At 69.7% G+C, this 25006-nt stretch carries 23 protein-coding genes; 7 read left to right on the plus strand and 16 right to left on the minus strand.

Features of this window, described 5'->3' with window-relative positions; translation table 11 throughout:
• From FPZ12_RS07410 to FPZ12_RS07440, 7 genes are read right to left on the minus strand one after another with little or no spacing between them, the layout of a single operon-like run.
• A complete protein-coding gene (locus FPZ12_RS07410; protein ID WP_166462624.1) occupies window positions 1-489 on the minus strand; it encodes a pyridoxamine 5'-phosphate oxidase family protein in 489 nt (162 codons plus the stop codon).
• Window positions 479-1198 carry an alpha/beta fold hydrolase gene (locus FPZ12_RS07415; protein WP_144747063.1) on the minus strand — a complete coding sequence of 240 codons (720 nt, stop codon included), beginning with the start codon at window positions 1196-1198 and terminating at the stop codon, window positions 479-481. The genes FPZ12_RS07410 and FPZ12_RS07415 overlap by 11 nt, the downstream gene beginning before the upstream one ends.
• Window positions 1191-2405 carry an acyl-CoA dehydrogenase family protein gene (locus tag FPZ12_RS07420; RefSeq protein WP_144747064.1) on the minus strand — a complete coding sequence of 405 codons (1215 nt, stop codon included), beginning with the start codon at window positions 2403-2405 and terminating at the stop codon, window positions 1191-1193. The genes FPZ12_RS07415 and FPZ12_RS07420 overlap by 8 nt, the downstream gene beginning before the upstream one ends.
• A complete protein-coding gene (locus FPZ12_RS07425; protein WP_144747065.1) occupies window positions 2402-3535 on the minus strand; it encodes a CaiB/BaiF CoA transferase family protein in 1134 nt (377 codons plus the stop codon). The genes FPZ12_RS07420 and FPZ12_RS07425 overlap by 4 nt, the downstream gene beginning before the upstream one ends.
• A complete protein-coding gene (locus FPZ12_RS07430) occupies window positions 3532-5136 on the minus strand; it encodes a class I adenylate-forming enzyme family protein (RefSeq protein ID WP_144747066.1) in 1605 nt (534 codons plus the stop codon). Before FPZ12_RS07430 ends, FPZ12_RS07425 begins: the two co-directional genes overlap by 4 nt.
• Window positions 5137-6522, minus strand: a complete 1386-nt coding sequence (locus tag FPZ12_RS07435; protein WP_144747067.1) for an MFS transporter — start codon at window positions 6520-6522, stop codon at window positions 5137-5139.
• 46 nt (window positions 6523-6568) lie between these two features.
• On the minus strand, window positions 6569-7810 hold the full coding sequence (locus tag FPZ12_RS07440; RefSeq protein ID WP_144747068.1) for a CaiB/BaiF CoA transferase family protein: 1242 nt from the start codon (window positions 7808-7810) through the stop codon (window positions 6569-6571).
• A 158-nt stretch (window positions 7811-7968) separates the two neighbouring features.
• Between FPZ12_RS07440 and FPZ12_RS07445 the strand changes: the two genes are divergently transcribed.
• Window positions 7969-8709: a dienelactone hydrolase family protein gene (locus tag FPZ12_RS07445; protein WP_144747069.1), complete on the plus strand. Its 741-nt coding sequence runs from the start codon at window positions 7969-7971 to the stop codon at window positions 8707-8709.
• Entirely contained in the window at window positions 8709-9542 is an 834-nt protein-coding gene (locus tag FPZ12_RS07450; protein ID WP_144747070.1) for an enoyl-CoA hydratase-related protein, read from the plus strand. Before FPZ12_RS07445 ends, FPZ12_RS07450 begins: the two co-directional genes overlap by 1 nt.
• Window positions 9543-9573: 31 nt before the next feature.
• On the opposite strand, the gene FPZ12_RS07455 is transcribed toward FPZ12_RS07450, so the two are convergent.
• Genes FPZ12_RS07455 through FPZ12_RS07465 form a run of 3 tightly spaced genes read right to left on the minus strand, consistent with a single transcriptional unit; the run spans window position 9574 to window position 12615 of the window.
• Window positions 9574-10683 carry a 2-methylaconitate cis-trans isomerase PrpF family protein gene (locus FPZ12_RS07455; RefSeq protein ID WP_144747071.1) on the minus strand — a complete coding sequence of 370 codons (1110 nt, stop codon included), beginning with the start codon at window positions 10681-10683 and terminating at the stop codon, window positions 9574-9576.
• 10 nt (window positions 10684-10693) lie between these two features.
• Window positions 10694-11563 carry a fumarylacetoacetate hydrolase family protein gene (locus tag FPZ12_RS07460; RefSeq protein WP_144747072.1) on the minus strand — a complete coding sequence of 290 codons (870 nt, stop codon included), beginning with the start codon at window positions 11561-11563 and terminating at the stop codon, window positions 10694-10696.
• Window positions 11560-12615, minus strand: a complete 1056-nt coding sequence (locus FPZ12_RS07465; protein WP_144747073.1) for a cupin domain-containing protein — start codon at window positions 12613-12615, stop codon at window positions 11560-11562. Before FPZ12_RS07465 ends, FPZ12_RS07460 begins: the two co-directional genes overlap by 4 nt.
• 130 nt (window positions 12616-12745) lie before the next feature.
• Here FPZ12_RS07465 and FPZ12_RS07470 point away from each other — a divergent pair, with 130 nt between their 5' ends.
• The 3 genes from FPZ12_RS07470 to FPZ12_RS07480 all read left to right on the plus strand — a co-directional run bounded on the left by FPZ12_RS07470 (window position 12746) and on the right by FPZ12_RS07480 (window position 15901).
• Entirely contained in the window at window positions 12746-14389 is a 1644-nt protein-coding gene (locus FPZ12_RS07470) for an FAD-dependent oxidoreductase (RefSeq protein WP_144747074.1), read from the plus strand.
• A gap of 1 nt (window position 14390) precedes the next feature.
• Window positions 14391-14999, plus strand: coding sequence for a PaaI family thioesterase (locus tag FPZ12_RS07475; protein ID WP_144747075.1), 609 nt, complete (start codon window positions 14391-14393; stop codon window positions 14997-14999).
• A gap of 95 nt (window positions 15000-15094) precedes the next feature.
• Complete coding sequence (locus tag FPZ12_RS07480) at window positions 15095-15901, plus strand: FadR/GntR family transcriptional regulator (protein ID WP_144747076.1); 807 nt, start codon at window positions 15095-15097, stop codon at window positions 15899-15901.
• A gap of 58 nt (window positions 15902-15959) precedes the next feature.
• Here the strand turns inward: FPZ12_RS07480 and FPZ12_RS07485 are convergent, their stop codons facing one another.
• Entirely contained in the window at window positions 15960-17423 is a 1464-nt protein-coding gene (locus FPZ12_RS07485) for an NAD-dependent succinate-semialdehyde dehydrogenase (protein WP_166462632.1), read from the minus strand.
• Window positions 17424-17572: 149 nt separating this feature from the next.
• Here FPZ12_RS07485 and FPZ12_RS07490 point away from each other — a divergent pair, with 149 nt between their 5' ends.
• Entirely contained in the window at window positions 17573-18340 is a 768-nt protein-coding gene (locus FPZ12_RS07490; protein ID WP_144747077.1) for an SDR family NAD(P)-dependent oxidoreductase, read from the plus strand.
• 58 nt (window positions 18341-18398) lie between these two features.
• Here FPZ12_RS07490 and FPZ12_RS07495 read toward each other — a convergent pair whose 3' ends face one another.
• The 5 genes from FPZ12_RS07495 to FPZ12_RS07515 all read right to left on the minus strand — a co-directional run bounded on the left by FPZ12_RS07495 (window position 18399) and on the right by FPZ12_RS07515 (window position 23382).
• A complete protein-coding gene (locus FPZ12_RS07495) occupies window positions 18399-18749 on the minus strand; it encodes a 2Fe-2S iron-sulfur cluster-binding protein (RefSeq protein WP_144747078.1) in 351 nt (116 codons plus the stop codon).
• 11 nt (window positions 18750-18760) lie between these two features.
• Window positions 18761-19984, minus strand: a complete 1224-nt coding sequence (locus FPZ12_RS07500; protein ID WP_166462625.1) for an NAD(P)/FAD-dependent oxidoreductase — start codon at window positions 19982-19984, stop codon at window positions 18761-18763.
• Window positions 19985-19989: 5 nt separating this feature from the next.
• Window positions 19990-21240 (minus strand): cytochrome P450, encoded by a 1251-nt coding sequence (locus FPZ12_RS07505; RefSeq protein ID WP_144747080.1) that lies wholly within the window; start codon window positions 21238-21240, stop codon window positions 19990-19992.
• 162 nt (window positions 21241-21402) lie between these two features.
• On the minus strand, window positions 21403-22266 hold the full coding sequence (locus FPZ12_RS07510) for an isocitrate lyase/PEP mutase family protein (RefSeq protein WP_144747081.1): 864 nt from the start codon (window positions 22264-22266) through the stop codon (window positions 21403-21405).
• 3 nt (window positions 22267-22269) lie between these two features.
• A complete protein-coding gene (locus FPZ12_RS07515) occupies window positions 22270-23382 on the minus strand; it encodes an acyl-CoA dehydrogenase family protein (RefSeq protein WP_144747082.1) in 1113 nt (370 codons plus the stop codon).
• Window positions 23383-23638: 256 nt separating this feature from the next.
• Here FPZ12_RS07515 and FPZ12_RS07520 point away from each other — a divergent pair, with 256 nt between their 5' ends.
• Window positions 23639-24997 (plus strand): MFS transporter, encoded by a 1359-nt coding sequence (locus FPZ12_RS07520; protein ID WP_144747083.1) that lies wholly within the window; start codon window positions 23639-23641, stop codon window positions 24995-24997.
• The last annotated feature ends 9 nt before the right edge of the window (window positions 24998-25006 follow it).

A 25006-nucleotide genomic window follows, 5' to 3' on the forward strand; every position in this document is an offset into this window, starting at 1 on the left:
TCACGCCTTTCCGGCGGGCTGGGCGGCCCGCAGCTTCCGGTGGTCCCAGCTGATGACGCGCTTGGGGTGCACCACGATCACCGCGCGGTTGTGGATGCTGCGCTCGACGATCCGTTCGACGTCCGCCGGGGAATCGTCGGCGCCGCTGTGCCGCGTGCGGTAGAGGTACTCCCCCACCGTCCACAGTGCATCGCGGTCGTCGCGCACCTCGCCGTCGCCGATGAGCGTCAGCCCGCGCAGGTCGTAGTACTTCTCGCCCTCTTCGCGCATGACGGTCACCCGGGGATCGCGCCGCACGTTGACGACCTTCTGCGCCTTCCGCTTGGCGAGGAACGCGACCTCGTCGCCCAGGAACGCGTAGTACAGCGCGGTGGTGTGGATGTAGCCGTCCGGCCCGATGGTGGACAGCGCCATCTTCCCGGTCGGGCGGAGGAACTCCTCCTGCTCGGCCGGGGTCATCTTGATTTCGGCACGCCGGTCAGCGCCCATGTTCGCTCCTTTCCACCGCGCGGCGCACCAGCCCGGCGAACTCCGCCGGGCGGCGCCGGTGCGCGGTGTGATCACCTGCCTCGACCGTTTCCAGCCGGGCATCCGGAATGCGTTCGGCGAGTTCTTTCGCCGAACGTGCGTGACGGTCGTCGGTGGCCGTCCCGTAGGCCACGACGACCGGGACGGTCACCTGCCCGGGTTCGAACGGGGCCGGGTCGTGCGCGGCCGACCACAGTTCGGCGGCCCACGCGGGCGCGGACCGCAGGAAACCTTCGCGGCGGTCCGGCGGAAGCCGGTCCCACCGTTCACCGAGGTGCCTGCGCAGGAACCCTTCCGCCGCGCGGCGAGCTTCCTCGTCCGGCGCGTCACGTCGCGACGGCAAGGATGGGCCGGGCCACCATGGCTGCCAGGGCATCGGCGGCTCGTACACCAGGGCCGCCCGCACGAGCCCCGGTTCCCGGACCGCCGCCGCCAGCGCGATGACCCCGCCGAGGCTGTGCCCGGCCACCACCGAGGGCGTGCCGTCGAGCACTTTCAGCAGATCGTCCACGTGCCCCGGCAGGTCGGGCGTGCCCTCGCAGAGCGCGGAACCGTACCCGCGGCGGTCGTAGGTGAGCACCGTGCAGCCGTCCAGAAGTGCCGCGGTGGCACGGAAACTCGCGGACGAGTCCATGGATCCGTGCACCAGCACGATCCTCGGGTCAGTCACGGGGCATCCCGAGGCATTTTTCGGCGATCGAATTGCGCACGATCTCGTCGGTGCCCGCGAAGATGTGCACTCCGGGTTCGCCGAGCAGGAACGAGTTCCACGAGAAGGTGCCCCATTCGCCGGTGTCGGCGATCAGGCTCGGCCCCAGCACCCGGCTGACGAAACCGGCGCCCGCGCGCAGGTTCGCGCTCAGCGCGAGTTTCGACACCAGCGGTGCCGGGTCCGTGCGCAGGAACGGGGCGGCCACCCGGTCCGTTCCCCGGCTCCCGAGCTGGCGTGCCGCCCAGAACCCGGTCAGCACCTTCACCAGCTCCTGCCGGACGAGCGGATCGCCGGCCACGCCCATGGCCCGCACCAGTTCCACGAACCGGGTGCCATTGGCGATCCCTGAGCCGGATTTGCCCATGCCGCCGCCGATCCCGGCGCGTTCCCTGGCGAGGATTTCGCGCACGACATCCCAGCCCTGGCCGACCTCGCCGAGCCGCCGGCTGTCCTCGGCGATCGCGTCGTCGAGGTAGACCTCGTTGAACGCGGCACCGCCGGTCATCTGGGTCAGCGGCACCACGCGAACGCCGGGCTGGTGCATGTCGAGGACGAAGGCGGAGAACGCGCCCTTGCCCGGTTTTTCCCCGGTGCGGCAGAACACCACGCCGATGTCGGCCAGGTGCGCGTCCGAGGTCCACACCTTCTGCCCCGTGATGCGCCAGCTTCCGCCGTCGCGGACCGCGCGCGTGCGGGCGGAGAACAGGTCGGATCCGGCGTCGGGCTCACTGAACAGCTCGCAGGCCACCAGGTCACCGCGCTGCAACGCGCGCGGGACGGTGGAACGGATCTCCTCGGTGGCGTACTTCAGCAGCACCGGCCCGATCACGTGGTCGAGCTTGAAGTAGCTGTCGTTGGGCACGTCGAACTCGCGCTCCAGGCGCCGGTAGGCCCGCACGTACTCGGCGGACAGCCCGCGCCCGCCCAGGTCTTCCGGACCGGACAGCCAGCCGTACCCGGCGTCGAACCGCTTGCGCCGCCACTCGCGCGCCTCGGCGAGCCGTGCCCGCTCCTCGTCGGAATCGGGCTCCTCCCACAGGTCCACGCCCGTGTCCGCACCGACGCCCCATTCGAGCTTGCGCCGGGTGGGCGGGCGCGGCGGCAGGTGTTCCGCGAGGAAGGCACGCGCCTCGCGCTCGAACTCCTCGACGGTCTGGCTGGTCATGCGATCACTCCCGAGGTGCGGAGGGTCTCGATCTCTTCCGGCGTCCGGCCGATTCCGGCCAGTACCGCGTCCGTGTGCTCACCGGGAACCGGTCTGCGGCGGGCTTCCGAAGGGGTGCGGGCGAACCGGGGAGCGGGTGCGGGCTCGGGGAATCCGTCGACGTCGACGAAAGCGCCACGTGCCGTGTGCACGGGGTGTGCGACGGCTTCGGCCGGTGTCAGAACAGGCGCGAAGCAGGCTTCCACACCATCGAAAGCCGCGCACCATTCGTCGCGGGTGCGCCCGGCGAACGCCGCCGCGAACGTTTTCTTCCTTGCTGCCCACTGGTCACGGTCGTACTGCGGGAAGGCGTCGCCGTCCGGGATGCCGAGCGTGGCGACGAGCTGTACGTAGAACTTCGGTTCGATGGCGCCGACGGACACGTGGCGGCCGTCGCGCGTGCGGTACACCTCGTAGAAGGGGGCGCCGCTGTCGAACAGGTTCGTCCCCCGCTCGCCGGACCAGCGCCCCACCGAACGAAGGTGGTGCACCACGGTCATGAGCAGCGACGCGCCGTCCACACAGGACGCGTCGACGACCTGCCCGCGCCCGGACGACGCCCGTTCCACCAGCGCGGCACAGACTCCGAGCGCGAGCAGCATGCCTCCGCCACCGAAATCGCCCACGAGCGACAAGGGCGGGACCGGATCGTCCCCCGCCCGGCCGATGGGGTCGAGCGCGCCCGCCATCGCGATGTAGTTGATGTCGTGCCCGGCGACGCCCGACAGCGGGCCCTGCTGGCCCCAGCCGGTCATCCGGCCGTAGACCAGGCGCGGATTGACCGCCAGGCAGTCCTCCGGGCCCAGCCCGAGGCGCTCGGTGACGCCGGGCCGGTTGCCCTCCAGGAAAACGTCCGCGCCCGCGATCAGCTCCGCGACCAGTTTCCGGCCTTCGCCCTGTTTCGCGTCGATCGCGATCGACTGACGTCCGCGGCCGAAGGAGTCGAGCTTACGGGCCCGCTCCGGGTCGCGCGCCGGCCGCTCCACCCGGACGACCTCGGCGCCGAGATCGGCGAGCAGCATGGCGCAGAACGGCGCCGGGCCCTGCCCGCCCATCTCGACGACCCGGGCGCCGTGCAGGGTTCCGGTCATGGGCGGTTCTCGTCGACGAGGTCCTCGAGCCCGCGGTCGGTCCACTGCTGAAGCAGCTCACGTTTGGCGATCTTGCCGATCCCGGACATGGGCAGCTGCTCGCGGCGGATCCACCATCGCTCCGGCACCTCGAACCGCGCCAGCTTCTCCTTGCACAGCTGGGTCAGCTCCTCGATACCCGGCAGCCCGGCGTCGGCGTGCGGCACCACGACGGCGCCCACGATCTCGCCGAGATCCTTGTCCGGCACGCCCAGCACCCCGGCATCGGCGACGGCCGGGTGCGACAGCAGCGTGTTCTCCACGTTCGCGGCCGCGATGTTCTCGCCGCCGCGGATGATGACCTCCTTGACGCGGCCGGTGACGTAGAGGTAACCCTCGTCGTCGATCCGGCCGAGGTCGCCGGTGGCGATCCAGCCGTCCTCGTCCTCGATCGGGCCTTCACCGAGGTAACCCTCGGGCACGTTGGGCGTGCGCCCCATGATCTCGCCGATGCCCTCGGAGTCCGGGTTCGCGATCCGCACCTCGACCACGGGCAGCGGCTTGCCGACGCGGCCAGGGTGGTCGCCGATCTCCGAGCCCGCCCCGGCGGCCAGCAGCCCGCCGGACTCGGTGAGCCCGTAGAGGCTGCCCACCCGCCCTTTGACGTTCGGGAACGCCTGCCGGATCCGCTCGCGCAGGTTCGCCGGCACCGCGGAACCCCCGAGCGGCACGGACTTCAGCGTGGAAGTGTCCCATTCGGACAGACCGGGGTAGTCGAGCACGCGGGTCACCATCGTCGGGATGCTGCCCCACGACTTGACCTTCTCCTCCTGGATCAGGCGCAGCACCTCGGCGGGGTCGAACTTCCCGTTCAGCATCACGATCTTCCCGCCCTGCAGCAGGGTCGCGCAGCTGACCTGGACGCCTGCCAGGTGGAACAGCGGCACGGTCTGCAGGCTCGTGGTGCCGACGTAGTCGTCGGGCAGCTCGTCGGGCAGCCGCCGGGTCATCGCCAGCAGGTTGTGCAGGTTGCCAATGATCGTCCGCTGGGACATCAGGATGCCCTTCGGCGTCCCGGTGGTCCCGGAGCTGAACATGATGACCGCGGGGTCCTCGTCCGACACCTCGGCCTCCGGCAGCACCGCCGGATCGCCCGCGTCCACAATGGAGCGGAGCTCGGCGAAGGAGACCCGCGGCACGGAATGCAGCTCACGGTCGGAGATCATCAGCTTCGACTCGCTCTTGCGGACCAGCGTGTCGACCTCGTGGTCACTCCACCACGAGTTGCCGAGCGCGGTCACGGCGCCGAGGCTCTGCACGGCCCAGAACGCCACTACCCACTCGATGCTGTTGAAGCCCAGCAGCAGAACCCGGTCGCCCTTGGTGACCCCGTAGGCGGCAAGGCGGTTCGCCACCGCGGCGACCGCTTGTTCGTGCTGCTCGAACGTCAGCCGCCGCTCCCCTTGCACCAGCAGCTCGCGCCCGGTCCACCGGCGGGCACCGATGAGCAGGTCCCGCACCCGGTGCGGGCGGTCCTTGTACATCAGCGACGGCCGCCCGTGCACCGTCCCGCGCACGACCTCGCGGCCCCATTTGATCTCCGGCTGTTCCAGCGCCTGCATTCAGGATTCCTCTCGCACTACTTCCGGCTGCACACCGGCCGCGGGACGGCCGGGCAGAGTCTTGATCTCGTCGCCCGCCCCGGTCACCACCGCCATCTCCCGCGCGTCGGGCAGCAGCTTCCACGCCACGAACACCTCGGCGAGCGCGACGACCGCCACGTAGTAGGCCGGGGCGACACTGTCGAATGTGGACACCAGCCACGTCGCCACCAGCGAAGCGGTGCCACCGAACAACGCGAACCCCAGCTGGTAGGGCAGCGCGCTCGCCGACGCGCGGACGTCGACCGGGAACAGCTCGACCACGGCGAACCCGGCGGCCAGGTTCATCGGGTAGACGAACACGATGTAGACGGCGATCGCGAGCGTCGCGGCCACCGGGCCCTGCCCGACCAGCAGGAACGCGGGCACGGTCCAGATGACCAGGCCCAGCGCCAGCCCGGCGGCGAACACCTTGCGCGACAACCGGTCCGACAGCCTGCACACGTAGTGCACGGCGGGCATCGCGATCAGGAACGCCAGCGCCATCACCAGGAGTGCCTCGGACATGGTGTAGCCCTCGAACTTCACCATGAGCGTGACCATGAACCCGATCAGCATGTACCCGGACAGCGACACGATCCCGATCCACGCGAACAGCGTGAACATCTCGCGGCGCACCGTGCGGAACGCCTGCACCAGCGGGATGTGCCGGCGCCCGGCCCGTTCCACCTCGGCCGCGGCGGCCCGGTAGGTCTCCGACTCCTGCAGTTTCATCCGCAGGTACAGGCCGAGCAGCCCCAGGGGAATGCCGATCAGGAAGGGCACCCGCCAGCCCCAGGCGTCCATCTGCGCCTTCGTGGTCACCGAGCTCATCAGCAGCGACAGCAACGCGCCGCCCATCACCCCGGCCATCACCGAGAGCACCAGCCACGAACCGTTCCGCCCGCGTTCGCCCACCGGCGAATGCTCGATCACGAGCACGTAGGACCCGCTCTGCTCGCCACCGGCGGAAAACGCCTGCGCCAGACGGCACAGCAGCAACAGCAACGGTGCCCCGACACCGATCGCGGCGTATCCGGGCAGCAGCCCGATGGCCGCGGTCGAAATGCTCATGAGCACCACCGCGATCAGCAGCGCCCGCTTGCGCCCCCAGCGATCCGCGACGTGCCCGAACACGATCGCGCCGACCGGCCGCATCACGAACGAACCGCCGTACACGGCGAAAGTGGCCAGCAGCGCGGCCTGGCTGCTGAACGCCGGAAAGAACTGCTGCGAGATGGTGATGGCGAAGAACCCGTACAGGGTGAAGTCGTAGAACTCGATGAAGTTGCCGATCGCGCCGGCCCGGGTCGCGCGTGCGCGCCTGCTCCGGGCCGCCGCGGAGGCGGGGTGGGCTTCGGTGGTCATGACGATCCTCCGTGCTGTTACACGACGTCGGGTAAACGGGGGATGCTCAACTGTCCTTTTCGGACTTGACTGCGCCCGCGGAGTGCAGTGCGCCGATCTCGGCGTCGCCGTACCCGGCTTCGCGCAGGATCTCGTCGGTGTGCTCGCCGAGCCCGGGGGCGTAGCCGCGCGGGCCGGTCGGCGCGTGCTCGAACCGGATGGGGTTGTTGGGGATGAGGTACTTGCCGTATTTGGGGTGGGTCAGCTCGGTCACCGCCTGGTTGGCGACCACCTGCGGGTCGTCGAGCGCGTCTTCGAGGCGGTGGATGGGACCGCAGGGCACGCCCGCCGCTTCGAGCTGCTCCAGCCACACGTGCGCGGGCCGTTTCTCGAACACGGTCTGCAGGCGGGCGCACAGCTCGTCGCGGTGCTCGATACGGCCGGAGTTGGTGGTGTAGCGCTCTTCGTCGAAGTCACCGTACTCCGCCAGCATCGGCAGCAGCTTGCGCCAGAACTTGTCGTTGAGCACGGCCAGGATGAAGTACTTGCCGTCGGATCCGGTGAACGGCTGGTACGGGACCAGCTGCGGATGCCCGCCGCCTTGGGGCCGGAACGGCACGCGGGTCTTGTCCCAGGCGGTGATGTAGTTGGCGAACGAGGCCACCTGGCCGTCGAGGAGGTTGATGCTGATCTTGTCCCCGCGGCCGGTGCGGTCCCGCAGCCGGAGCGCGGCGCAGACCCCGAAGCCGAGGAAGTACGAGCCGACGAAGTCCGCGATCGGCACGCCCACCTTCACCGGGCCGCCGCCGACCTCGCCGGTCACGCCCATCATCCCGCTCATCGACTGGGCCAGGATGTCCATGCCGGGCTGATGCGCGCGCGGGCCGGTCTCACCGAACGCGGTGATCGAGGCGTAGATCAGGCGGGGGTTGAGCTCACGCAGTGTGTCGTAGTCGATGCCCATCCGCCGCACCGCGTCCGGGCGGAACGCGACGACGAAGACGTCGGCCTCGCGGATCAGCCGCCGCAGCACCTCCTGCCCTTGCTCGCTCTTGAGGTCCAGCGAGATCGACCGCTTGCTGCGGTTGACCCCGAAGAAGTAGGCACTCTCGCCGGGGTCGAACGCGCTGTCGACGTAGCGGAAGCTGTCCCCGGCAAGCGGTTCGACCTTGATCACGTCGGCACCGAGGTCGCCGAGCATCGAGGTCCCGTAGGGCCCGGCGCCGATCTGGGAGAGGTCCACGATGCGGACCCCGGACAGCGGCAGCGCGTCTTCGGCGGAAAGGTCGGTGTGCAACGGACTGCTCATCTCCTACCCCTCGTTGTCGGGCGTGGCCGCGACGCAGGTGCTTGCTATTGGTCAAACCATTAGAAGCCAGCACCGCCGGGATGTCAACCGCTTCTGACTCCGCCCGGTCCGTGTTACGGTCAGCGGAAAACTAATGGTTTGACCAAAGGAAGACGTTCGTGACGGAACAGGTCGAAAGCAGGGACATCACCGTCGACGGCTTGCGCGCGCACCTCACCGCACCCGTGGGCGGGAAGCCGCGTGCGGCCACGCTGCTGCTGCCGATGATCACCGGGATCGGCAGGCGGGTGCGGGAGTTCGGCGAGTCGGTCACGGCCCGCACCGGCGCGCTCACCCTTGCCTGGGATCCCTGGCACGGCAAGAGCTCCGACGACACCGAGTTCGCCGAACTGCGGGAGCTGCACGCCAAGCTCGAGGACGAGGCGGCGCTCGGCGAACACCGGCGGTTGCTGGACCATCTTCGCTGGGAGTACGGGATCTCGTCACCGTCGGTGGCCGGCTGGTGCCTTGGCGGACGCCTCGCGCTCATCCTGGGCGCCCGCGCGCCGGAGCTGTCCGCCGTGGTCGCCTACCACCCGACCCTGCCGCCCGAACCGGCGCCCGGGCACACGGTCGACGCGATCGCGGCCACCAGGGACATCCGGGCTCCGGTGATGGTGCACTACCCGGGCAAGGACTCCCTGGTCCCGCGGGAAAACTTCACCCGGCTGCAGACCGCGTTGCAGGAGCGCGACACCGAGTCCGCGACCATCGTGCACCTCTACCCGCGGGCCAAGCACGGGTTCAGCGACGACCGGCGCCACGGGGAACGGGTCAACGCGGACGCGTGGGCCGTTTCCTGGCCACAGACACTGGAATTCCTCTCCGCGACAGCCAAGACGGAAGGCGAGGACGCCTGATGGAGCTCAAGGTCACCAAGTACGAGATCGACGACGGCGTCGCGACGGTGTGGTTCCACCGGCCGGGCCGCGGCAACTCGTGGACCAGCCGCATGAACGCCGAATACCGGTGGCTGATGGACACCATCGACCGCGATCCCCGGGTCCGGGTGGTGGTGCTCACCGGTTCGGGCGACCAGTTCTGCGTGGGCGCCGACGCGAAGGCGCTCGAGTTCTACACCGAGACCGAAAAGGACTACGCCGACACCGTCGATCCGGCGGCGCTGGCCCAGCCTGGCACGGGCGTGCACGAGGAGTTCGAACACGACCTGGTGTGGCACTGGGGTCTCCGGGTGCCCGTCATCGCGGCGATCAACGGCGCCTGCGCGGGCATCGCCGCGGCCATCGCGAGCTTCTGCGACCTGCGGTACGCGGCCGAAGGCATCAAGTTCACCACCTCCACCCCGCGGCTCGGGCTGCCCTCGGAGTACGGGCTGTCCTGGGTGCTGCCGCGGATCGTGGGTACCACCAACGCCGCCGACATCCTGTTCACCGGACGGGTCGTGCGCTCGGAGGAGCTGATGCGGATGGGGTTTCTCAACGGGCTCTACCCGCGGGAGGGCTTCCTCGACGAGGTGTACCGGACCGCGCGGATGATCGCCGACCAGGTCTCGCCCGCCGCGATCACGTCCGCGAAGCGCCAGCTGTACGCGGACCTGTTGTCCCACAGTGTCGGCGGGGCGATCGAGCATTCCAAGGATCTCATCGGCGTGATGATGCGGCAGCCGGACTTCAAGGAGGGCGTGGCGGCTTACGCGGAGAAACGGCGCCCGCGGTTCGCTCCTGGTGCGTGAACGTGTCCCCGGCCCGCGGGCCGGGGCACTCTTACGCGTGCACGAAGCCGGTGAACAGCCGCCGTGTCGTGCGGTACGCCGTGGCGTACTCCACGCGGAACCCTTCCGGCGCCGAGGAATCCGGGATGACCGCGGCATCCACCTCGAGTGGCCCGGACGGCGACCCCAGCCGCAGCGAGCCTTCCCGGTCGCGTACGTGCCGGTGCACCACCGAGCCCGGCAGGCGGGCCGCGATGGCCGTGCACATCGCCCCGGTGAGCGGAAGCGCGCGATGGGCCTTCCCGTTGGACCAGAAGCGCACCAGCAGGTCGATGTCGTCCGCCGGCACCTCGTCCCCGGACAGCGTGCGGTAGGCCGCGGGCGGCGCGACCACGGCCACAAAGGGCGTCATCCGCCGCTCCCCCGCCGCCTGCTCGTCCTCCGCCAGTCCCATCCGCACCGAGCCCTGTCTGCGCACCGTTTCGACCCGCGTAACGAGCTCGTCGAGCGCTTCCGGCAGCTCGGTGGCGGTCAGGCCCATGTCAGCGGCGTCGAGGAAGACGACCGGGTTGCTCGCGTCCACCAGACTCGCCGGGACGGCCAGCTCCGTCGTGGCCTCCCCCGAAGGCAGCAACGCTCCGGTGGCCGCGCCACCCGGCTCCAGGAAGTCCAGCCGGACCGGCGCCCCGGTACCCGCGACGCCCTGCAAGCGGTAGCCACCTCCGGCCACACTGCGGCCGTCCCGCACCGCGAAGGTCGAGCGGATCACCTTGCCGGTGTTGACGTTGTGGATACGCACCGAGGCTTCGCGGTCACCCGCGAGGACGAGCCCCTCGTCGACGGCGAACGGCCCGATGGCCGAGGACATGTTGCCGCAGTTGCCGGTGTAGTCGACGGCCGGCCGGTCCACCTGCACCTGCGCGAACAGGTAGTCCACGTCCGCGTCCGGCCGTGACGGCGGGCCGACCACGCAGACCTTCGACAGCGACGACAGTCCGCCGCCCATGCCGTCGAGCTGGCGCCCGTACGGGTCCGGGCTCCCCATCGCCCGCAGGAACAGCTCGTCCCAGGCCGCCCGGTCCGCCGGCAGGTCGCGCTCGTGGAACACCAGTGCCTTACTCGTGCCGCCGCGGATGAACGCGGCCCGGTACTCGGCCGGCATCGGTCTCCTCTCAGAACGGCCGGGGCGCGGGCCCGGCCTCGGTCACGGTCAGCGTCATCGCGCCGATGGTGTCGATCTCGATGGTCACCTCGTCGCCGGGCGCCACCGGGCCGACCCCCTTCGGCGTGCCGCTCGCGATCACGTCTCCGGGGCGCAGGTCCACGACGGACGAGATGAGCTCGATCGCTTCCGCCACGTCGACGATCATGTCCTTGAGCGCGGCGCCCTGCCGCCGGTCGCCGTTGACCGACAACCGGGACGACAACGCGGTCAGGTCCCCGGCCTCGTCGGCGGTCACCAGATGCGGGCCCAGCGGGGTGAAGCCGCGGAAGGACTTCCGCAGCGACCGTTCCTCTTCGAACTGCCCCGGCTCGATCCGCATCGTCAGGTCGATCAGGCAGGCGTAACCGAAGACGTGCTCCATCGCCCGTTCCCGCGGCACGTTGCGGGCGGGCTTCCCGATGATCACGCCGAGCTCGCATTCGTGGTCGAACCGGCGCGAAGACCCGGCGGGCAACGGGATCGGCTCGCCCGCGCCGCTGACCGAACCCGCGGCCTTGAGGAAGAACCCGTTGTCCCGCGCGGTTTTCCCGGTCTTCGTGATCGCGCGGGAACCGATCTCACCGATGTGCGCGTGATAGTTCGCCGGGATCGCGAACAGCTGCGGCGGCGCCGGGTTCGCCGCGCGCAGCACCACTGAGGACGCGGGCACGGCCGGGAACCGGGACAGGTCCGAGAGCCCCACGTCGGCCCAGTTCCGGATCAGCCAGTTGATCCGCTGCTCGGGCCAGCACCCGGCGGGCACGACCGAGGTGATGTCGCGGATGTCTTCACCCTGCACGACGCCGACGCGGAACTCGTCGAAAACAGCCAGCCTCATCGGACGATTTCCTCGTGGTAGACGTCGAGCATCCGGTAGACGGGACTGTCGTCGATCCGGAACAGCCTCGCCTCCTTGCCGTGGGAGTTGACGTGGCGCACCGGCGCCCACGGCGGGACGGCGAGGAAGTCCCCCTTGCCCCAGTCGAAACGCTCGTCACCGACGAACGTGGTGCCCGCGCCGTCGATGACCCAGTACACCTTGCTACCGCTGTGCCGGTGCGTAACGCCCTGGAAACCCGGGCGCAGAGCCTGGGTCTTCATCGACATCGAGGGCAGCGCCGGGCCACCGCCCGCCGGGTTCTGGTACTCCAGGATCACGTCGTCACACGGGTCGGGCGCGAGCCCCTTGGCCGACTCCAGCGCGGCCTCGGCCTGTTCGCGCGAGTACACCAGCAGCGGGTTCTGCCGGGGCGCGGGCGTGGCGCCAGGCGGCCGCAACAGCCCGGAACCGAACTCCCGCCAGGACTTCTCCGGCTGCTCCCCCACCGGCTGCACGTCCTCGGGATAGGGGTCGAAGAAAATGTTCTCCAGCTTGCGCATCAGCGAAACGTCGAGCACGTCGAGCCAGATCATCGGCTCGTCGCCGTGGTGCACGTGGTCGTGCCAGGCCCAGTTCGGGGTGAGCACCAGATCACCCTCGTGCATCGGGTAGTTCTCGCCCCCGACCGTCGTGCGGCAGCCGTTGCCGTACATGACGAACCGGAACGCGTCCGGGCTGTGCCGGTGCGCGGTGGCGACCTCGCCCGGGTTGATGTACTGGATCGAAGCCCAGAACGTCGGCGTGGTCCCGTATTCCAGCCCCGGGTTCGCCAGCCGCAGGGTGCGCCGGTCACCGCCGGGGCGCAGGTCCAGCACCTCGCCCAGCTCACGCAGGAACGCCTCCAGCTCCGCCCACCGCCAGTGCATCGGCCGCATCGGCGACCCGGGAACGCGCGTGAACAACGGCGGATCGTCGGGCTGCGCGATCTTCAGGCCCGAGCGCGCGAGCTTGTCCCGCAGCCGCAGGCGGGCGGCCGTGTCGTCGGCGGCTCGCGCCGCGGTGTCGGTCATCGCTTCCTCCCGGATCCATTGGTTTGACCATTTCAGTATGGTGGCACCCCGGCGACCCCGTCAACATTGACGAAACCAAATGGTTTGACCATACTGGCGTCCGGTTCCACTCACGGAAAGGTCCGAGCGCATGGTCCAACGAGTACCCGTTCTCATCGCCGGCGGCGGCCCCGTCGGCCTGGCGCTGGCGGGTGATCTCGGCTGGCGCGGCGTGGCGTCCGTCGTCGCCGAGGCCCGTGACGGTTCCGTGTTCCAGCCCAAAATGGACATGGTCGGCATCCGCACCATGGAGTTCTGCCGCCGCTGGGGCATCGTCGAGGACGTGGAAGCGGCCGGGTACAACCGTTCCTACGTCCAGGACTGCGCGTGGGTGACCAACCTCAACGGGTACGAGTTCGGGCGCGAGGCCTTTCCCCCGCCGGAGCGCGAAAAGCCGCCGCCGCAGAGCCCGCAGCACCGCGAGCGCTGCCCGCAGAACTTCTTCGACCCGGTGCTGACCCGCTTCGCCGCCTCCACCGGCCAGGCCGACATCCGTTACCGCACCGAGCTCGTCTCGTTCACCGACCACGGTGATCACGTGCGCGCCGTGCTCCGGTCCACGGAAACGGGCGAGACCTGCGAACTCGACGCCGACTACCTGGTCGGGTGCGACGGCGGCACGAGCACCGTGCGGACCGCGCTGGGCATCGGGATGAGCGGCGACGGGGCGCTGACCTACACCGCGAACGCGATCTTCCGCTGCGACGGCCTGGAAGACCTGCACACCACCACGCCCGGCTACCGCTACATCTTCATCGGCCCCGAGGGCACGTGGGCCACGCTGGTGGCCATCAACGGCCGCGACCAGTGGCGGTTCTCGCTGATCGGGGACGCGACCGAGCGGGAGCCGACGAACGAGGAGATGCGCGCGGCCATCGTGCGCGCCGTCGGCCGCGAGTTCGACTTCGAGATCCTCTCGATCCTGCCCTGGGTCCGGCGCCAGCTCGTCGCCGACAGCTACCGCAAGGGCCGGGTGTTCCTGGCCGGGGACGCCGCGCACCTGACCTCGCCGACCGGCGGTTTCGGGATGAACACGGGCATCCTGGACTCGGTGAACCTTTCCTGGAAGCTCGCCGCGCGGCTGCACGGCTGGGGCGGCGAGGCGCTGCTGGACAGCTACGACTTCGAACAGCGGCCGGTCGCCGTCCGCAACGTCACCGAGGCGGGCGACAACCTCAAGCGCATGCTCGCGCCGCGGATCGCCCGCCCGGAACCAGCGTTGTTCGCCGACGACGACAACCCCGCCACACAAGAAGCCCGCAAACGCTTCGGTGACGACTACACCGAGATGATGAAGCGCGAATGGCACAGCATCGGCATCCACCTCGGCTACGTCTACGAGGGCTCGCCGGTGATCGTGCCGGACGGGAGCCCGATCCCGGCCATGACGGTGTCGAGCTACACCCCGTCGGCCCGCCCCGGTTCGCGCGCGCCGCACGTATGGCTGGGCGAGGACCGCTCGCTGCTCGACGAGTTCGGCCCGGGTTTCGTGCTGCTGCGCTTCGATTCTTCGGTGGACGCACGACACCTGCTCGCGGCGGCCGAGGAGGCCGGCGTGCCCGCGCGTGTCACCGACGTCGATTCGGCGGAAGCGGCCGCGCTCTACGAGCGCAAGCTGGTGCTGGTCCGGCCCGACGGACAGGTCTGCTGGCGCGGGGACGAAGTGCCCGCCGACCCCGCGGCCGTGGTCCGGCGGGTGACCGGGCAGCCGGCGGAAATCGCGGTGAGGGCCTGACATGGATGCCACACCCGAAACCACGGCGGACAGCGTGCTGGCCGAGTTCGCGGCCGGGATCTGCCGCCGGATGGCCGAAGGACTGCTCGAGCACACCGGCGGCGAGCTGCGCTCCTTCCTCTCGGCCGAATCCGCGCGGTTGCAGGCGGCGCTGGCCGACCCGGCCACCCTCGAACCGGCCGAACAGCCGCACGACCCGCCGCGGTTCAGCCGCAAGGGCCACGTCGTGATCAACACGAACCCCGTGACCAGCCACCGGAACGTCCTGGCTCCGCTGCTCACCGAGAAGCTCGAAGACGACCGGGCCGTGGCCACCGTGGGCCCGCTGCCGCGCCAGTACCAGGGCCCGCGCGGCATGCTGCACGGCGGCTACGTGGGAGTGCTGCTGGACCAGGTGCTGTGGGACGTCGTGTTCCATCGCCTCGGACACGCGAGTTTCACCCGCACCCTGAACCTCACCTACGAAAGCCCGGTCCCGCTCGGCGAGGAACTCACCGTCGAAGGCCGCGTGACGAAGATCGACGGGCGCAAAACCTTCGCGGAAGGCGAGTTGCGCAGCGGTGACACCGTCTGTGCCCGCGCCGAAGGCCTGTGGGTGTCCCCTCGATGAGGCACCCGGTGTGCTTCCTGGCCGGGGCCGGATCGCGGTGGCTACACTGGCCGCGTCCAATGGTCAAAACATTAGTAGTTGGGGGAGGCCGGTAGATGACCGAGTCCGGCTCTTCACGTGCCGTCGCGTCCGTGAACCCGTGGGGCGCCGACGGGGGCGGCAACGCCTCCGCGCTCTTCACGAAGGTCCGCACCCGCCGCGGCTTCGAGTACATCTACGACCAGATCCGCGACGCGGTGGCCGACGGGCGGCTGCGTCCTGGCGACCGGCTGCCCGCCGAACGCGACATGGCCGAGATCTTCGGGGTCAGCAGGCAGGGTGTGCGGGAGGCGATCCGCGGCCTGGAGACCACCGGGCTCATCGAGTCCCGGCCTGGCGTCACGGGCGGGGCGTACATCCGCGAGGGCGACCCGCAGATGGTGTCGCGGGCGCTCGGCGACCTGGCCTCGCTCGGCGCGCTGTCGTCGGAGGATTTGCTCGAAGCACGGATCCTGCTCACCTCCACCGTGGTCCGGCTCGTCGTCGAGCGCGCCACCGAGGAGGACTTCCGCCTGCTGGAGGAAGACGTCGCCTTCACCGAAGAGGCGTCGAAGAACACCGAGGCGAGTTTCGAGCGCACCGAGCAGATCACCGAGTTCTACCGGATCCTGGCCAAGGCCACGCACAACCAGGTCCTGGTGATCCTGACCGACTCACTGGCGCAGATCGTGCACCTGCGGCTCAACCGGGTCGGGCCGCCACCGAACCGGGACATCGGCAAGATCCGCCGCCGGATCCTCAACCGGCTGCGCGAAGGCGACGCCGACAAGGCGATCGCGGAGATCACCCGGCACCTGCGCCGGCTGGAGAAGGCACTGGTCGCGGCCGAGAAGGAACACGCGGCGGCCAACGGCACCCGCTGAGGCAGCACGGAAAAATGCCCTGGCCCTCCGTTCCGGGGGCCAGGGCATTTTTCGCGGGTCAGAGCTGGACGGCGACGAACTTCGTCTCCAGGAACTCGTCGATCCCCTCCGGGCCGCCTTCACGGCCGAGCCCGGACATCTTCACGCCGCCGAACGGCGCGGCCACGTTGGACACCGAGCCCTGGTTGAGCCCGACCATCCCGGTCTCCATCGCCTCGGACACCCGCAGGGCGCGCCGGTGGTTCTCGGTGAAGATGTAGGCGACCAGGCCGTAGTCGGTGTCGTTGGCGGCCGCGATCACCTCTCCTTCACTGTCGAACGGGATCAGCGGGGCGACCGGGCCGAAGATCTCCTCCCTGGTGATGCGCGCGGCCTTGGGCACGTCCTTGAGCACGGTCGGCTGGTAGAAGTAGCCCGGCCGGTCGGGGCGCGCGCCGCCCATGACCAGCTCGGCACCGTTGGCCACCGCGTCGGCCACCAGTGTTTCCACGGTGCCGCGCTGCTTCTCGGTGATCAGCGGGCCGAGGTCGACGCCTTCGTCGACCCCGCGCCCCTGCACGAAGCCCGTCATCCGGTCGGCCAGCTTGCCCGCGAAGGTGTCCATAATGGACCGTTGCACGTAGACCCGGTTGGCTGCGGTACAGGTTTCGCCGCCGTTGCGCATCTTCGTCATCATCAGCCCGTCGAGGGCGTTCTCGATGTCCGCGTCCTCGAAGACGATGAACGGCGCGTTGCCGCCCAGCTCCATCGACACCTTCAGCATGCGCTTCGCGGCCAGCTCCGCCAGGTGCACCCCGACCTGGGTCGAACCGGTGAAGGAGAGCTTGCGCGCCTTACCGGACGTGATCAGCGGCTCGAACACCTCGGCGGGCGAGTTCGTCGGCACCACGTTCACCACACCGTCGGGAATCCCGGCCTCGGTGAAGATCCCCGCCAGCAACAACATCGTCAGCGGCGTCTCCGGCGCCGGTTTCACGACCGTCGTGCAGCCCGCGGCCAGTGCCGGGGCGATCTTCCGCGCGCCCATCGACAGCGGGAAGTTCCACGGCGCGATCAGGATCGCCGGGCCGACCGGCTGCCTGGTGACGATGATCCGCGCGCCCCCGGCCGGGCTTTCCTGGTAGTTGCCCCGGATCCGCACCGCCTCTTCGGCGAAATGCCGGACGAAGTCGGCGGCGAGCGCGATCTCCGCCTTGGCCTCGCCGACCGGCTTGCCGGCCTCCAGCGTCATGACGAGCGCCAGCTCGTCTGCCCGCTCGTGCATCAGCTCGAACGCCCGCCGCAGCATCTCCGAACGCTGCCGCGCCGGCACCTTGCCCCAGGATTTCTGCGTCGCGACCGCGACGTCCAGCGCCCGCGCACCGTCCTCCGGCGTGCCGTCGGCGACCTGGCACAGCACCTCGCCGGTGGAGGGATCGTGGACGCCGAAGGTGCCGCCGCCGCTCGCGTCACCCCATTTCCCGCCGATCAGCAGCTGTTTCGGCGCGGCCGCGATCGCGGCCCGTTCCTGGTCGATCGTGATGGTCACCCTTGACTCCTCACCGCGAAAACCGTCTCGAGGGTTTCAAATGGTTTGACCATAAGCGTAGCATGACGTGCAGCCGCGCCGAAGCGGAAAGGCTTGGCGTGCAAGCGATCACGTGCCCACGGGGCCCGGACTGGAGGAACAGCATGCGATTGGCGAACAAACGAGCCCTCATCACCGCCGCGGCGTCCGGCATGGGCCGCGCCGGAGCAGAGCTCTTCGCCCGTGAAGGCGCCAGGGTGGCCGCCGTCGACCGCGACGCGGAAGCGCTGAAGTCCGTTGTGGACGGCATCAACGCCAACGGCGGCAAGGCCGAGGGGTTCGTCGCCGATCTCTCCGACAACGACGCGGTCACCCGGTGCTTCGGCGAGGCCACGGCCTGGCTGGGCGGCATCGACGTGCTGTGGAGCCACGCGGGAATGCCGGCGCCGTCGGAGTTCGAGGGGTTCGACCTGGGCCGGTACGAGCGCGCGGCGCAGCTCAACGTCACCCAGGCGACCCTGCTGGCCAGCCTGGCGGCCACCGGGATGCACAAACAGGACAAGGGATCCATCGTGTTCACCTCGTCCTCCTCCGGTCTGGTCGGCTCGGCGTCGAGCCCGCTGTACTCCTCGCTGAAAGCCGCACTGATCGGGCTGACCAAGGGGCTCGCCGTCCGGTACGCGGCCGAGGGCATCCGGGTCAACGCGATCTGCCCGGGAATGGTCGCGACTCCGATGCTCTACAACGACTTCATGGCCGACTCCCCGTTCAGCCGGGAGGAGACCGAGAAGCGGTTCCTCTCCGCTATCCCGATGGGCCGCCCGGGACAGCCGGAGGAAATCGCGCACGCCGCGCTGTGGCTGGCCTCCGACGACGCCTCCTTCGTGACCGGCGTAGCGCTTCCGGTGGATGGCGGGCTCGTCGCACGCTGACCTTGCCGACGACGATGAGGGCCACCATCGGTGATGGTGGCCCTCAAGGCTTTTCCGGTCATTCCTCTTCCGGCGCCAGCCGCACGGTGATGCCGTCGAGCGCGGCGTCGTGGGCGACCTGGCAGGAGAGCCGGGACGTGGCCTCGTCGTAGTATTCGGTCTCCTCGAGCAGTTCCAGCTCGTCCTCGCTCCGCTCGCCCAGCCGCCCCACCAGCTCCGGGTCCAGGAAAACGTGGCAGGTCGCGCACGAAGCGGTTCCGCCACAGGACGCGAGCACCGGGAGCCCGTTGTCCCGCAACGCTTCCATCAGCGACTGGTCCGGTTCCCAGGACAGCTCGTGGGACTCCCCTTCGCGGTCGAGCGCGGTCACGCCGATGGTACCTGCGGCGACCGTCGAGTGCTCAGCCATGGATCTCCTCCTTACACAGTGGCCAGGTACTGGGCCTGGGACAGTTTCACGCCGGGGTCCGCGGCGAGCCCGCGGTCGATCAGGGCGCCGGACGCGATGAGTTTCCTGGCAGGCGCGAAATCCCGGGCGGAACCGACCGTGTCGATCGCGGCCAGCCGCCCGTCACGCAGATACAGCACGGAGAAACGGCCCTGGCCCGGCGTTCCCCGGAGCAGGACCTCGTCCCCGGGCTCCCTCAGCCCGGCGGTCTGCAGCCGGACACCGTGCTGAACGGTCCAGAACCACGGCACCTCGGCCTTCACCCGGTCACTCCCGGCGATCGCGTCGGCGGCCGCGATCCCTTGTGCCACGGCGCTTTGCACGCTTTCCAGCCTGCGGTCGATCCCCTCCTCGGGGCACACCTGCCGGACCACGTCGCCGACGGCGTAGACGTCCGGATCCGACGTCCGGCACTGCCGGTCCACGAGCACGCCGTCCGCGCATGCGAGACCGGCTTCCTCGGCCAGCGACTGGTTCGGCACGACACCGATCCCGGCCACGACGACGTCCGCCTCGTGGACCTCGCCGCTCGACGTCACCACCTTCTCCACCGCTCCGGCACCCTCGAACGCCGTCACGCCCTCGCCGAAGACGAACCGTGTTCCCTCGGCCCGGTGCAGATCCTCGTAGAACCGGGACACCACATCGGACGTCACCCGGCTCATCACCCGGTCCTGTGCCTCGATGACCGTGACCGCGCACCCCAGTGACCGGGCGGCCGCGGCGACTTCCAGCCCGACGTAGCCCGCGCCCACGAGCACCACCCGGCGGCCGGGCGCCAGCTCCCCGCGCAGCGCGCTCGCGTCGGCCGCGGTCTTGAGCGTGCGGACTCCGCGCAAGTCGCTGCCGGGCACGGGAAGCGTACGGGCGGTGGACCCGGTCGCCAGGATCAGCTTCCCGTACCTCAGCCGTTCCCCGTCCGCGAACTCGATCTCCCGCGAATCCCGCAGGACCCGCGCGACCCGCTTCCCGCCGATGCGGGCGATCCCCCGCGCGGCGTAGAAATCCGCCTTGCGCAACGGGTTCGGCGTGGTGACCGCGCCCTTGAGCACGTCCTTCGACAACGGCGGCCGCTCATAGGGCAGGGCCTCGTCCTGGTCGATCAGGACCGTCTCCCGGCCCAGCTCGGCGAGCCGTGCCGCGGTCTGGACACCGGCATGGCCGGCGCCCACGATCACGATGGGGCGTCCGTCCACTTCGGTCACTTCCCGCCTGCCGGCACGAGGTCGACCCGCAGCGACTCGGGACCGGTCGTCATGCTGTTGCCCTTGAGGAAGACCAGGTCCCGGTCCGGGTCGAAGGACACGGACGCGACCTTCTGCCCGAGCAGTTCCGCTGTCACCCGGGTCTCCAGCCGGGCCAGCGGGGCGCCGAGGCAGCTGTGGATCCCGTGCCCGAAACCGAAATGCCCCTCGGCGTCGCGGTCGATGTCGAACTCGTCGGCCCGCGGCCACACGTTCTCGTCCCGGTTCGCCGAAGCGATCAGCAGCCGCACGATCGAGCCCGCCGGGATGGTCACCCCGCGGACCTCCACGTCCTCACTGGTCCGCCGCACCGCTCGGTGGACGGGGCCGCGCATCCGCACGAGCTCCTCGACGAACCGCTCGGCGTCCGCCGGGTTGTCGCGAAGCCTGCCCAGCAGCGCCGGATTGTAGGTCAGCTCGCGGAAACCGCCGCCCATCAGGCGCATCGTCGTCTCGAAGCCGGAGACGAACACGAACCCGCACAGCTCGATCGCCTCTTTTTCGGAGATCAGCCCGTCGTCCAGCCAGGACCGGGCGATGCTGCCGCCGACCGACTCGCTCTTGGCTTCGTAGAGCCGAAGCAGATTGCCGTGCAGGTACTCGAAGAACTCGCGCGTGTACCGCTCGTCCTCCGGGGTGCCGGGTGCGCTGCGGGCGAGCCGGGCGAAGAAGATGAACATCTGCTCCGACAGGAACGAAACGTGCTCCAGGTCGTCGATCGGGACGTCGAGGATGCTGCTGATGGTGGCCATCGTCAGCGGGCGGGCGTAACCCTCGAGCACTTCGCCCCCGCCGGAGGCGATCATCTCGTCCAGCTTCGCGCCCGCGACCTCCCGCACTCGCTGCTCCACGAGCCCGATCGTCTTCGGCGTGAACGCCGCGGCGACCACCTTGCGCAGGCGCGAGTGGTCCGGCGCGTCCATCAGCGTCAGGAACGCCAGCTCCTGCACGTCATTGACCTGGGAGCGGAAGATCTTCGGTTTGCGCAGCGCCCAGCGGACATCCTCGTGGCGCGCCACCATCCAGACGTCGCCGTCGGTGTGCCGGACTCGCAGCACCGGCGCGTTCTTCCGCATCCACGCGTAGTGCGCGTAGGGCTCGCCCTGCGTGCCCGTCTCGTCGATGATGCGGTACGGCTCGAGGCCTTCGGGCCAGTCGAGCTCGTGGGAGTACGGCGGCAGCTGCGCGGTCGGCGTCGTCATCGACATCGTCCGTCCTTTCGAAGTCTTGCGTGGCCTGAGATCCACTCTGACAACGGGTGAGGACGGCACGTAGCCGGATTTCGGTGAGTAAAAGAATTGGCCCCGGCCCGGTGAAAAACGAAAAGGAGCGGCGGCCCGCAGGCCACCGCTCCTGCACCCGCGCCCGTGTCAGCCGGACTGGTAGCGCTGCTCCAGTTCGTCATAGAAAGGCTTGCCCACCAGGCGCTGCCGCTCTTTCCAGCCGGTCAGGTCACCGGCAACGGAGGCCAGCGAACCGGTCTCCTTGAGCCCTTCGAGCACCCGCAGCGTGCCCTTGACCGCGCCTTGCAACGGCGCGTTCGCGAACAACGCGATCGAGAACCCGCCGAGCTGGTCCAGCGGGACCATCGGGGTGCGCCCGCCCTCCACGAAGTTGATGACCTGGGGACCGCCGAGTTTGCGCGGGATGTCGTGGATCTCCTCGACGGTCTGCGGCGCCTCCAGGAAGATCACGTCCGCGCCGGCTTCCTGGTATGCCGCGGCTCGCTCCAGCGCGCCGTCGAACCCTTCCCCCGCCCTGGCGTCGGTCCGGGCGATGATCAGCAGGTCGTCGTCGGTGCGGGCCTCGGCCGCCGACCGCACCTTCTGCACCATTTCGGCGGAGCTGATCAGCTCCTTGCCGCCGAAATGCCCGCAGCGCTTGGGAAAGCGCTGATCCTCCAGCTGCACGGCGTCGGCACCGGCCCGCTCCAGCTCACGGATCGTGCGCCGGACGCCGATGGCGTTGCCGAACCCGGTGTCCCCGTCCACGATCAGCGGCAGCGTGACGGCTTCACGGATCGCCGCGACGTGCGCGGTCAGCTCGCTCAGGGTGACCAGGCCGATGTCGGGCGTGCCGAGGAAGGTGTTCGCGATGCCGGCCCCGGTCACGTACACCGCCTCGAAGCCCACCTCCGCGATCAGCCTCGCCGTCAGCGCGTTCGCGGCGCCGGGCACCACCAGCAGCGGGCCGTCCGTCACGCGGGCGCGCAGCTTCCTGCGGGTTTCGCTCATTCCTCAGATTCCCATCCGCCGCGCGACGAGCTCCCGGTGCTGATCCGGCGTCCCGAACAACGCGGCATTGCTCTTGGCCCGGCGGAAGTACAGATGCGCCGGATGTTCCCAGGTGAAGCCGATCCCGCCGTGCACCTGGATGGTGTCGTAGGCGATCCGGACGAAAGTGTCCGAGCACAACGCCTTCGCCATACTCGCTTCGGCGGGCAGCGCCGCCGGGTCGTGCACGGCACAGTCGGCGACGCGGTACACGGCGGCCTTCGCGAGTTCGACCGCCATCAGCATGTCGGCGAGTTTCTGTTTGATCGCCTGGAATCCGCCGATGGGCTTGCCGAACTGCTCCCGGGTCCTGGCGTACTCGGCCGACATCTCCACCAGCCGCAGGGCGCCGCCGACGTCCTCCGCGGCGAGTGCCAGCGAAACGAGATCGAGCGCGCGCTCGACCGCGGGCAACGCCGCGCCTTCCTCGCCGAGCAGCTCGGCAGGCGTGTCCGCGAGCGCGATCCGGGACAGCCTGCGCGTGCGATCCATGGTCTCCATCGGCGACACGGCCAGCCCCGCAGCCCCCGCGCGAACCAGGAAGAGGCTGACGCCTGCCGAGGTCGTGGCCGTGACGAGCAGGATCCCGGCCGCGCCGCCGTCGAGCACGTAGAGCTTCTCGCCGGACAGCCGCCAGCCGCCGTCCCGCTGTTCCGCGGTCGTTTCCACCGCGCCGGGATCCCAGTCCCGGGCGGATTCCACCAGCCCGGCCGTGGCCACCACCTCACCCGCGCACAGTCCCGGAAGCAGCTCGCGCGCCTGGTCACCACCGGTCTCCAGCAGGAGGTTCGCCGCCAGGACGGCACTGGACAGCCAGGGCGCGCCCAGCAGCGCCCGGCCTGTTTCCTCGGCCACGATCGCCACCTCGACCTGCGAGAACCCGGATCCGCCGTAGTCCTCCGGCACGGCCAGCCCGGCCAGGCCGAGCTGGCCGGTCAGCTGCTCCCAGACCGCCTTGTCGTAGCCCTGGTCGCTGTCGAGCAACCGCCGCACCTGGGCCTCGCCGGAATGGTCCGTGCAGAACTTCCGGAGGACCCGGCGCAGCTCGTCCCGCTCCTCGCCGAATACCGATGCCAAGCCAGGACCGTCCCTTCACCGCTCGCAACCTAATGGTTTGACCAATACGCTAGACTTCGCCCCGCGGGAGGTCAAGCACGGAGGACCGGCGCTTGACACGACGGGGCCGGTCGGCACAATGGACAACCATTCCGGGCTCCCGGAACGCCTTCGAAGAAATCCGTCACCGGTGTCCACAATGGATCACCGGGCACGGATCCCGTTTTGTCGGCGCCGTTTCTCCCTGAACCATTGAGTGCACAATGAGGTGTCGCACATGGAAACCACGGCCGGAACCCCAGCCCCGACCGGCATCGGCAAGATCCGCCGGGCGGGCGCGATCGGGAACTTCATCGAGTACTTCGACAACGCCCTCTACGGCTTCTTCGCGGTCACGATCGCGAAGCTGTTCTTCCCCGCCTTCGACCCGGTGGTGGGACTGCTGTCCACCTTCGCCCTGTTCGGCGTCTCCTTCGTGGTGCGGCCCCTCGGCGCGATCGTGTTCGGCCACATCGGCGACCGGTGGGGCCGCAAGACCGTGCTGATCAGCTCGATCCTGCTGATGAGCATCGCCACGGCGCTCGTGGGCGTGCTGCCCACGTACTCCGCCGCCGGCGTACTCGCCCCGGTCCTGCTGCTGTTCTGCCGGCTGTGCCAGGGTTTCTCGACCGGGGGTGAATCGACCACCGCCCTCGTGCTCGTCGCCGAGCATTCCCCGGTCCCCGACCGCGGACGCAACGTCGCGCCGCTCATCTCGGCCACCATCGCCGCGAGCGTGGCGGCCTCGCTGACCGCGATGATCGTGAGCCTCGCCGTCCCGGCGTCCGCGCTCAGCGGCGGGTTCTGGCGGGTGCCGTTCCTGATCGCGATCCCGCTGGGGGTCGTCGGGCTGGTCCTGCGGCTGCAGGTCGACGACGCCGAGGTCTACAAGTCCGCCGCCGAGGTCTCGACGGTGATCGGCAAGAAGCACACGCCGCTGGCGCAGGCCTTCCGGACGGCCAAGAAGGGAATGCTGGTGCTGTTCCTGTGGGTCGCGCTCCAGGCGACCGCCGGGTACATCACCGTGAGCTACATGGCGACCCACCTGATGCATTTCGACGGGCACAGCACCATCAGCACGTACGCGATCATCGCCGCCGGCCTCGCCGTCGCCACGGCCGCGATGCCGCTGCTGGGCAGGCTCACCGCGCGGATGAGCCGCAAGACGTTCGCGATGGCGATGGCGGCCGGGCTCGTGATCTTCAGCTATCCCGCGTTCCTGCTACTCGGCCAGGGTGCCGTGGTCGCCACGATCGGGCTCGCCGCCTTCGCGGTCCTGCAGTTCGGCACGATGATCAGCTCAGGGCTGGCCGTGGTCGAGCTGTTCCCCGTGGACGTCCGTGCCAGCGCGTCGGCACTGCCCTACGCGCTCGGCTTCGCCGCGTTCGGCGGCACCGCACCGTTCATCTCGACCTGGCTCGCGGCCGAGTTCTCCCCCACCGCGCCGGCGTTCTACGTCATCGTGCTGGCGGTCATCGGGTTCTTCGTCGGCTGGCTCGGCCTGCCCAACGCCCGGGAAATGGCCGTGCTGGCCGACGGTGGCACGGACGTCGGCACGGGGCAGGAGACTGGTGCGGAGCGACGCATGCCCGCATGATGAAGTCCG

This window comes from Amycolatopsis acidicola, assembly GCF_007713735.2.
Classification (GTDB): Bacteria; Actinomycetota; Actinomycetes; order Mycobacteriales; family Pseudonocardiaceae; genus Amycolatopsis_E; species Amycolatopsis_E acidicola.

Excerpts from the sequence above, each read along its gene's own strand:
- FPZ12_RS07410 (WP_166462624.1), bottom strand. The coding sequence starts at position 489 with ATGGGCGCTGACCGGCGTGCCGAAATCAAGATGACCCCGGCCGAGCAG.
- FPZ12_RS07420 (WP_144747064.1), bottom strand. The coding sequence starts at position 2,405 with ATGACCAGCCAGACCGTCGAGGAGTTCGAGCGCGAGGCGCGTGCCTTC.
- FPZ12_RS07425 (WP_144747065.1), bottom strand. The coding sequence starts at position 3,535 with ATGACCGGAACCCTGCACGGCGCCCGGGTCGTCGAGATGGGCGGGCAG.
- FPZ12_RS07430 (WP_144747066.1), bottom strand. The coding sequence starts at position 5,136 with ATGCAGGCGCTGGAACAGCCGGAGATCAAATGGGGCCGCGAGGTCGTG.
- FPZ12_RS07435 (WP_144747067.1), bottom strand. The coding sequence starts at position 6,522 with ATGACCACCGAAGCCCACCCCGCCTCCGCGGCGGCCCGGAGCAGGCGC.
- FPZ12_RS07440 (WP_144747068.1), bottom strand. The coding sequence starts at position 7,810 with ATGAGCAGTCCGTTGCACACCGACCTTTCCGCCGAAGACGCGCTGCCG.
- FPZ12_RS07450 (WP_144747070.1), top strand. The coding sequence starts at position 8,709 with ATGGAGCTCAAGGTCACCAAGTACGAGATCGACGACGGCGTCGCGACG.
- FPZ12_RS07455 (WP_144747071.1), bottom strand. The coding sequence starts at position 10,683 with ATGCCGGCCGAGTACCGGGCCGCGTTCATCCGCGGCGGCACGAGTAAG.
- FPZ12_RS07460 (WP_144747072.1), bottom strand. The coding sequence starts at position 11,563 with ATGAGGCTGGCTGTTTTCGACGAGTTCCGCGTCGGCGTCGTGCAGGGT.
- FPZ12_RS07465 (WP_144747073.1), bottom strand. The coding sequence starts at position 12,615 with ATGACCGACACCGCGGCGCGAGCCGCCGACGACACGGCCGCCCGCCTG.
- FPZ12_RS07470 (WP_144747074.1), top strand. The coding sequence starts at position 12,746 with ATGGTCCAACGAGTACCCGTTCTCATCGCCGGCGGCGGCCCCGTCGGC.
- FPZ12_RS07475 (WP_144747075.1), top strand. The coding sequence starts at position 14,391 with ATGGATGCCACACCCGAAACCACGGCGGACAGCGTGCTGGCCGAGTTC.
- FPZ12_RS07480 (WP_144747076.1), top strand. The coding sequence starts at position 15,095 with ATGACCGAGTCCGGCTCTTCACGTGCCGTCGCGTCCGTGAACCCGTGG.
- FPZ12_RS07490 (WP_144747077.1), top strand. The coding sequence starts at position 17,573 with ATGCGATTGGCGAACAAACGAGCCCTCATCACCGCCGCGGCGTCCGGC.
- FPZ12_RS07495 (WP_144747078.1), bottom strand. The coding sequence starts at position 18,749 with ATGGCTGAGCACTCGACGGTCGCCGCAGGTACCATCGGCGTGACCGCG.
- FPZ12_RS07505 (WP_144747080.1), bottom strand. The coding sequence starts at position 21,240 with ATGTCGATGACGACGCCGACCGCGCAGCTGCCGCCGTACTCCCACGAG.
- FPZ12_RS07510 (WP_144747081.1), bottom strand. The coding sequence starts at position 22,266 with ATGAGCGAAACCCGCAGGAAGCTGCGCGCCCGCGTGACGGACGGCCCG.
- FPZ12_RS07520 (WP_144747083.1), top strand. The coding sequence starts at position 23,639 with ATGGAAACCACGGCCGGAACCCCAGCCCCGACCGGCATCGGCAAGATC.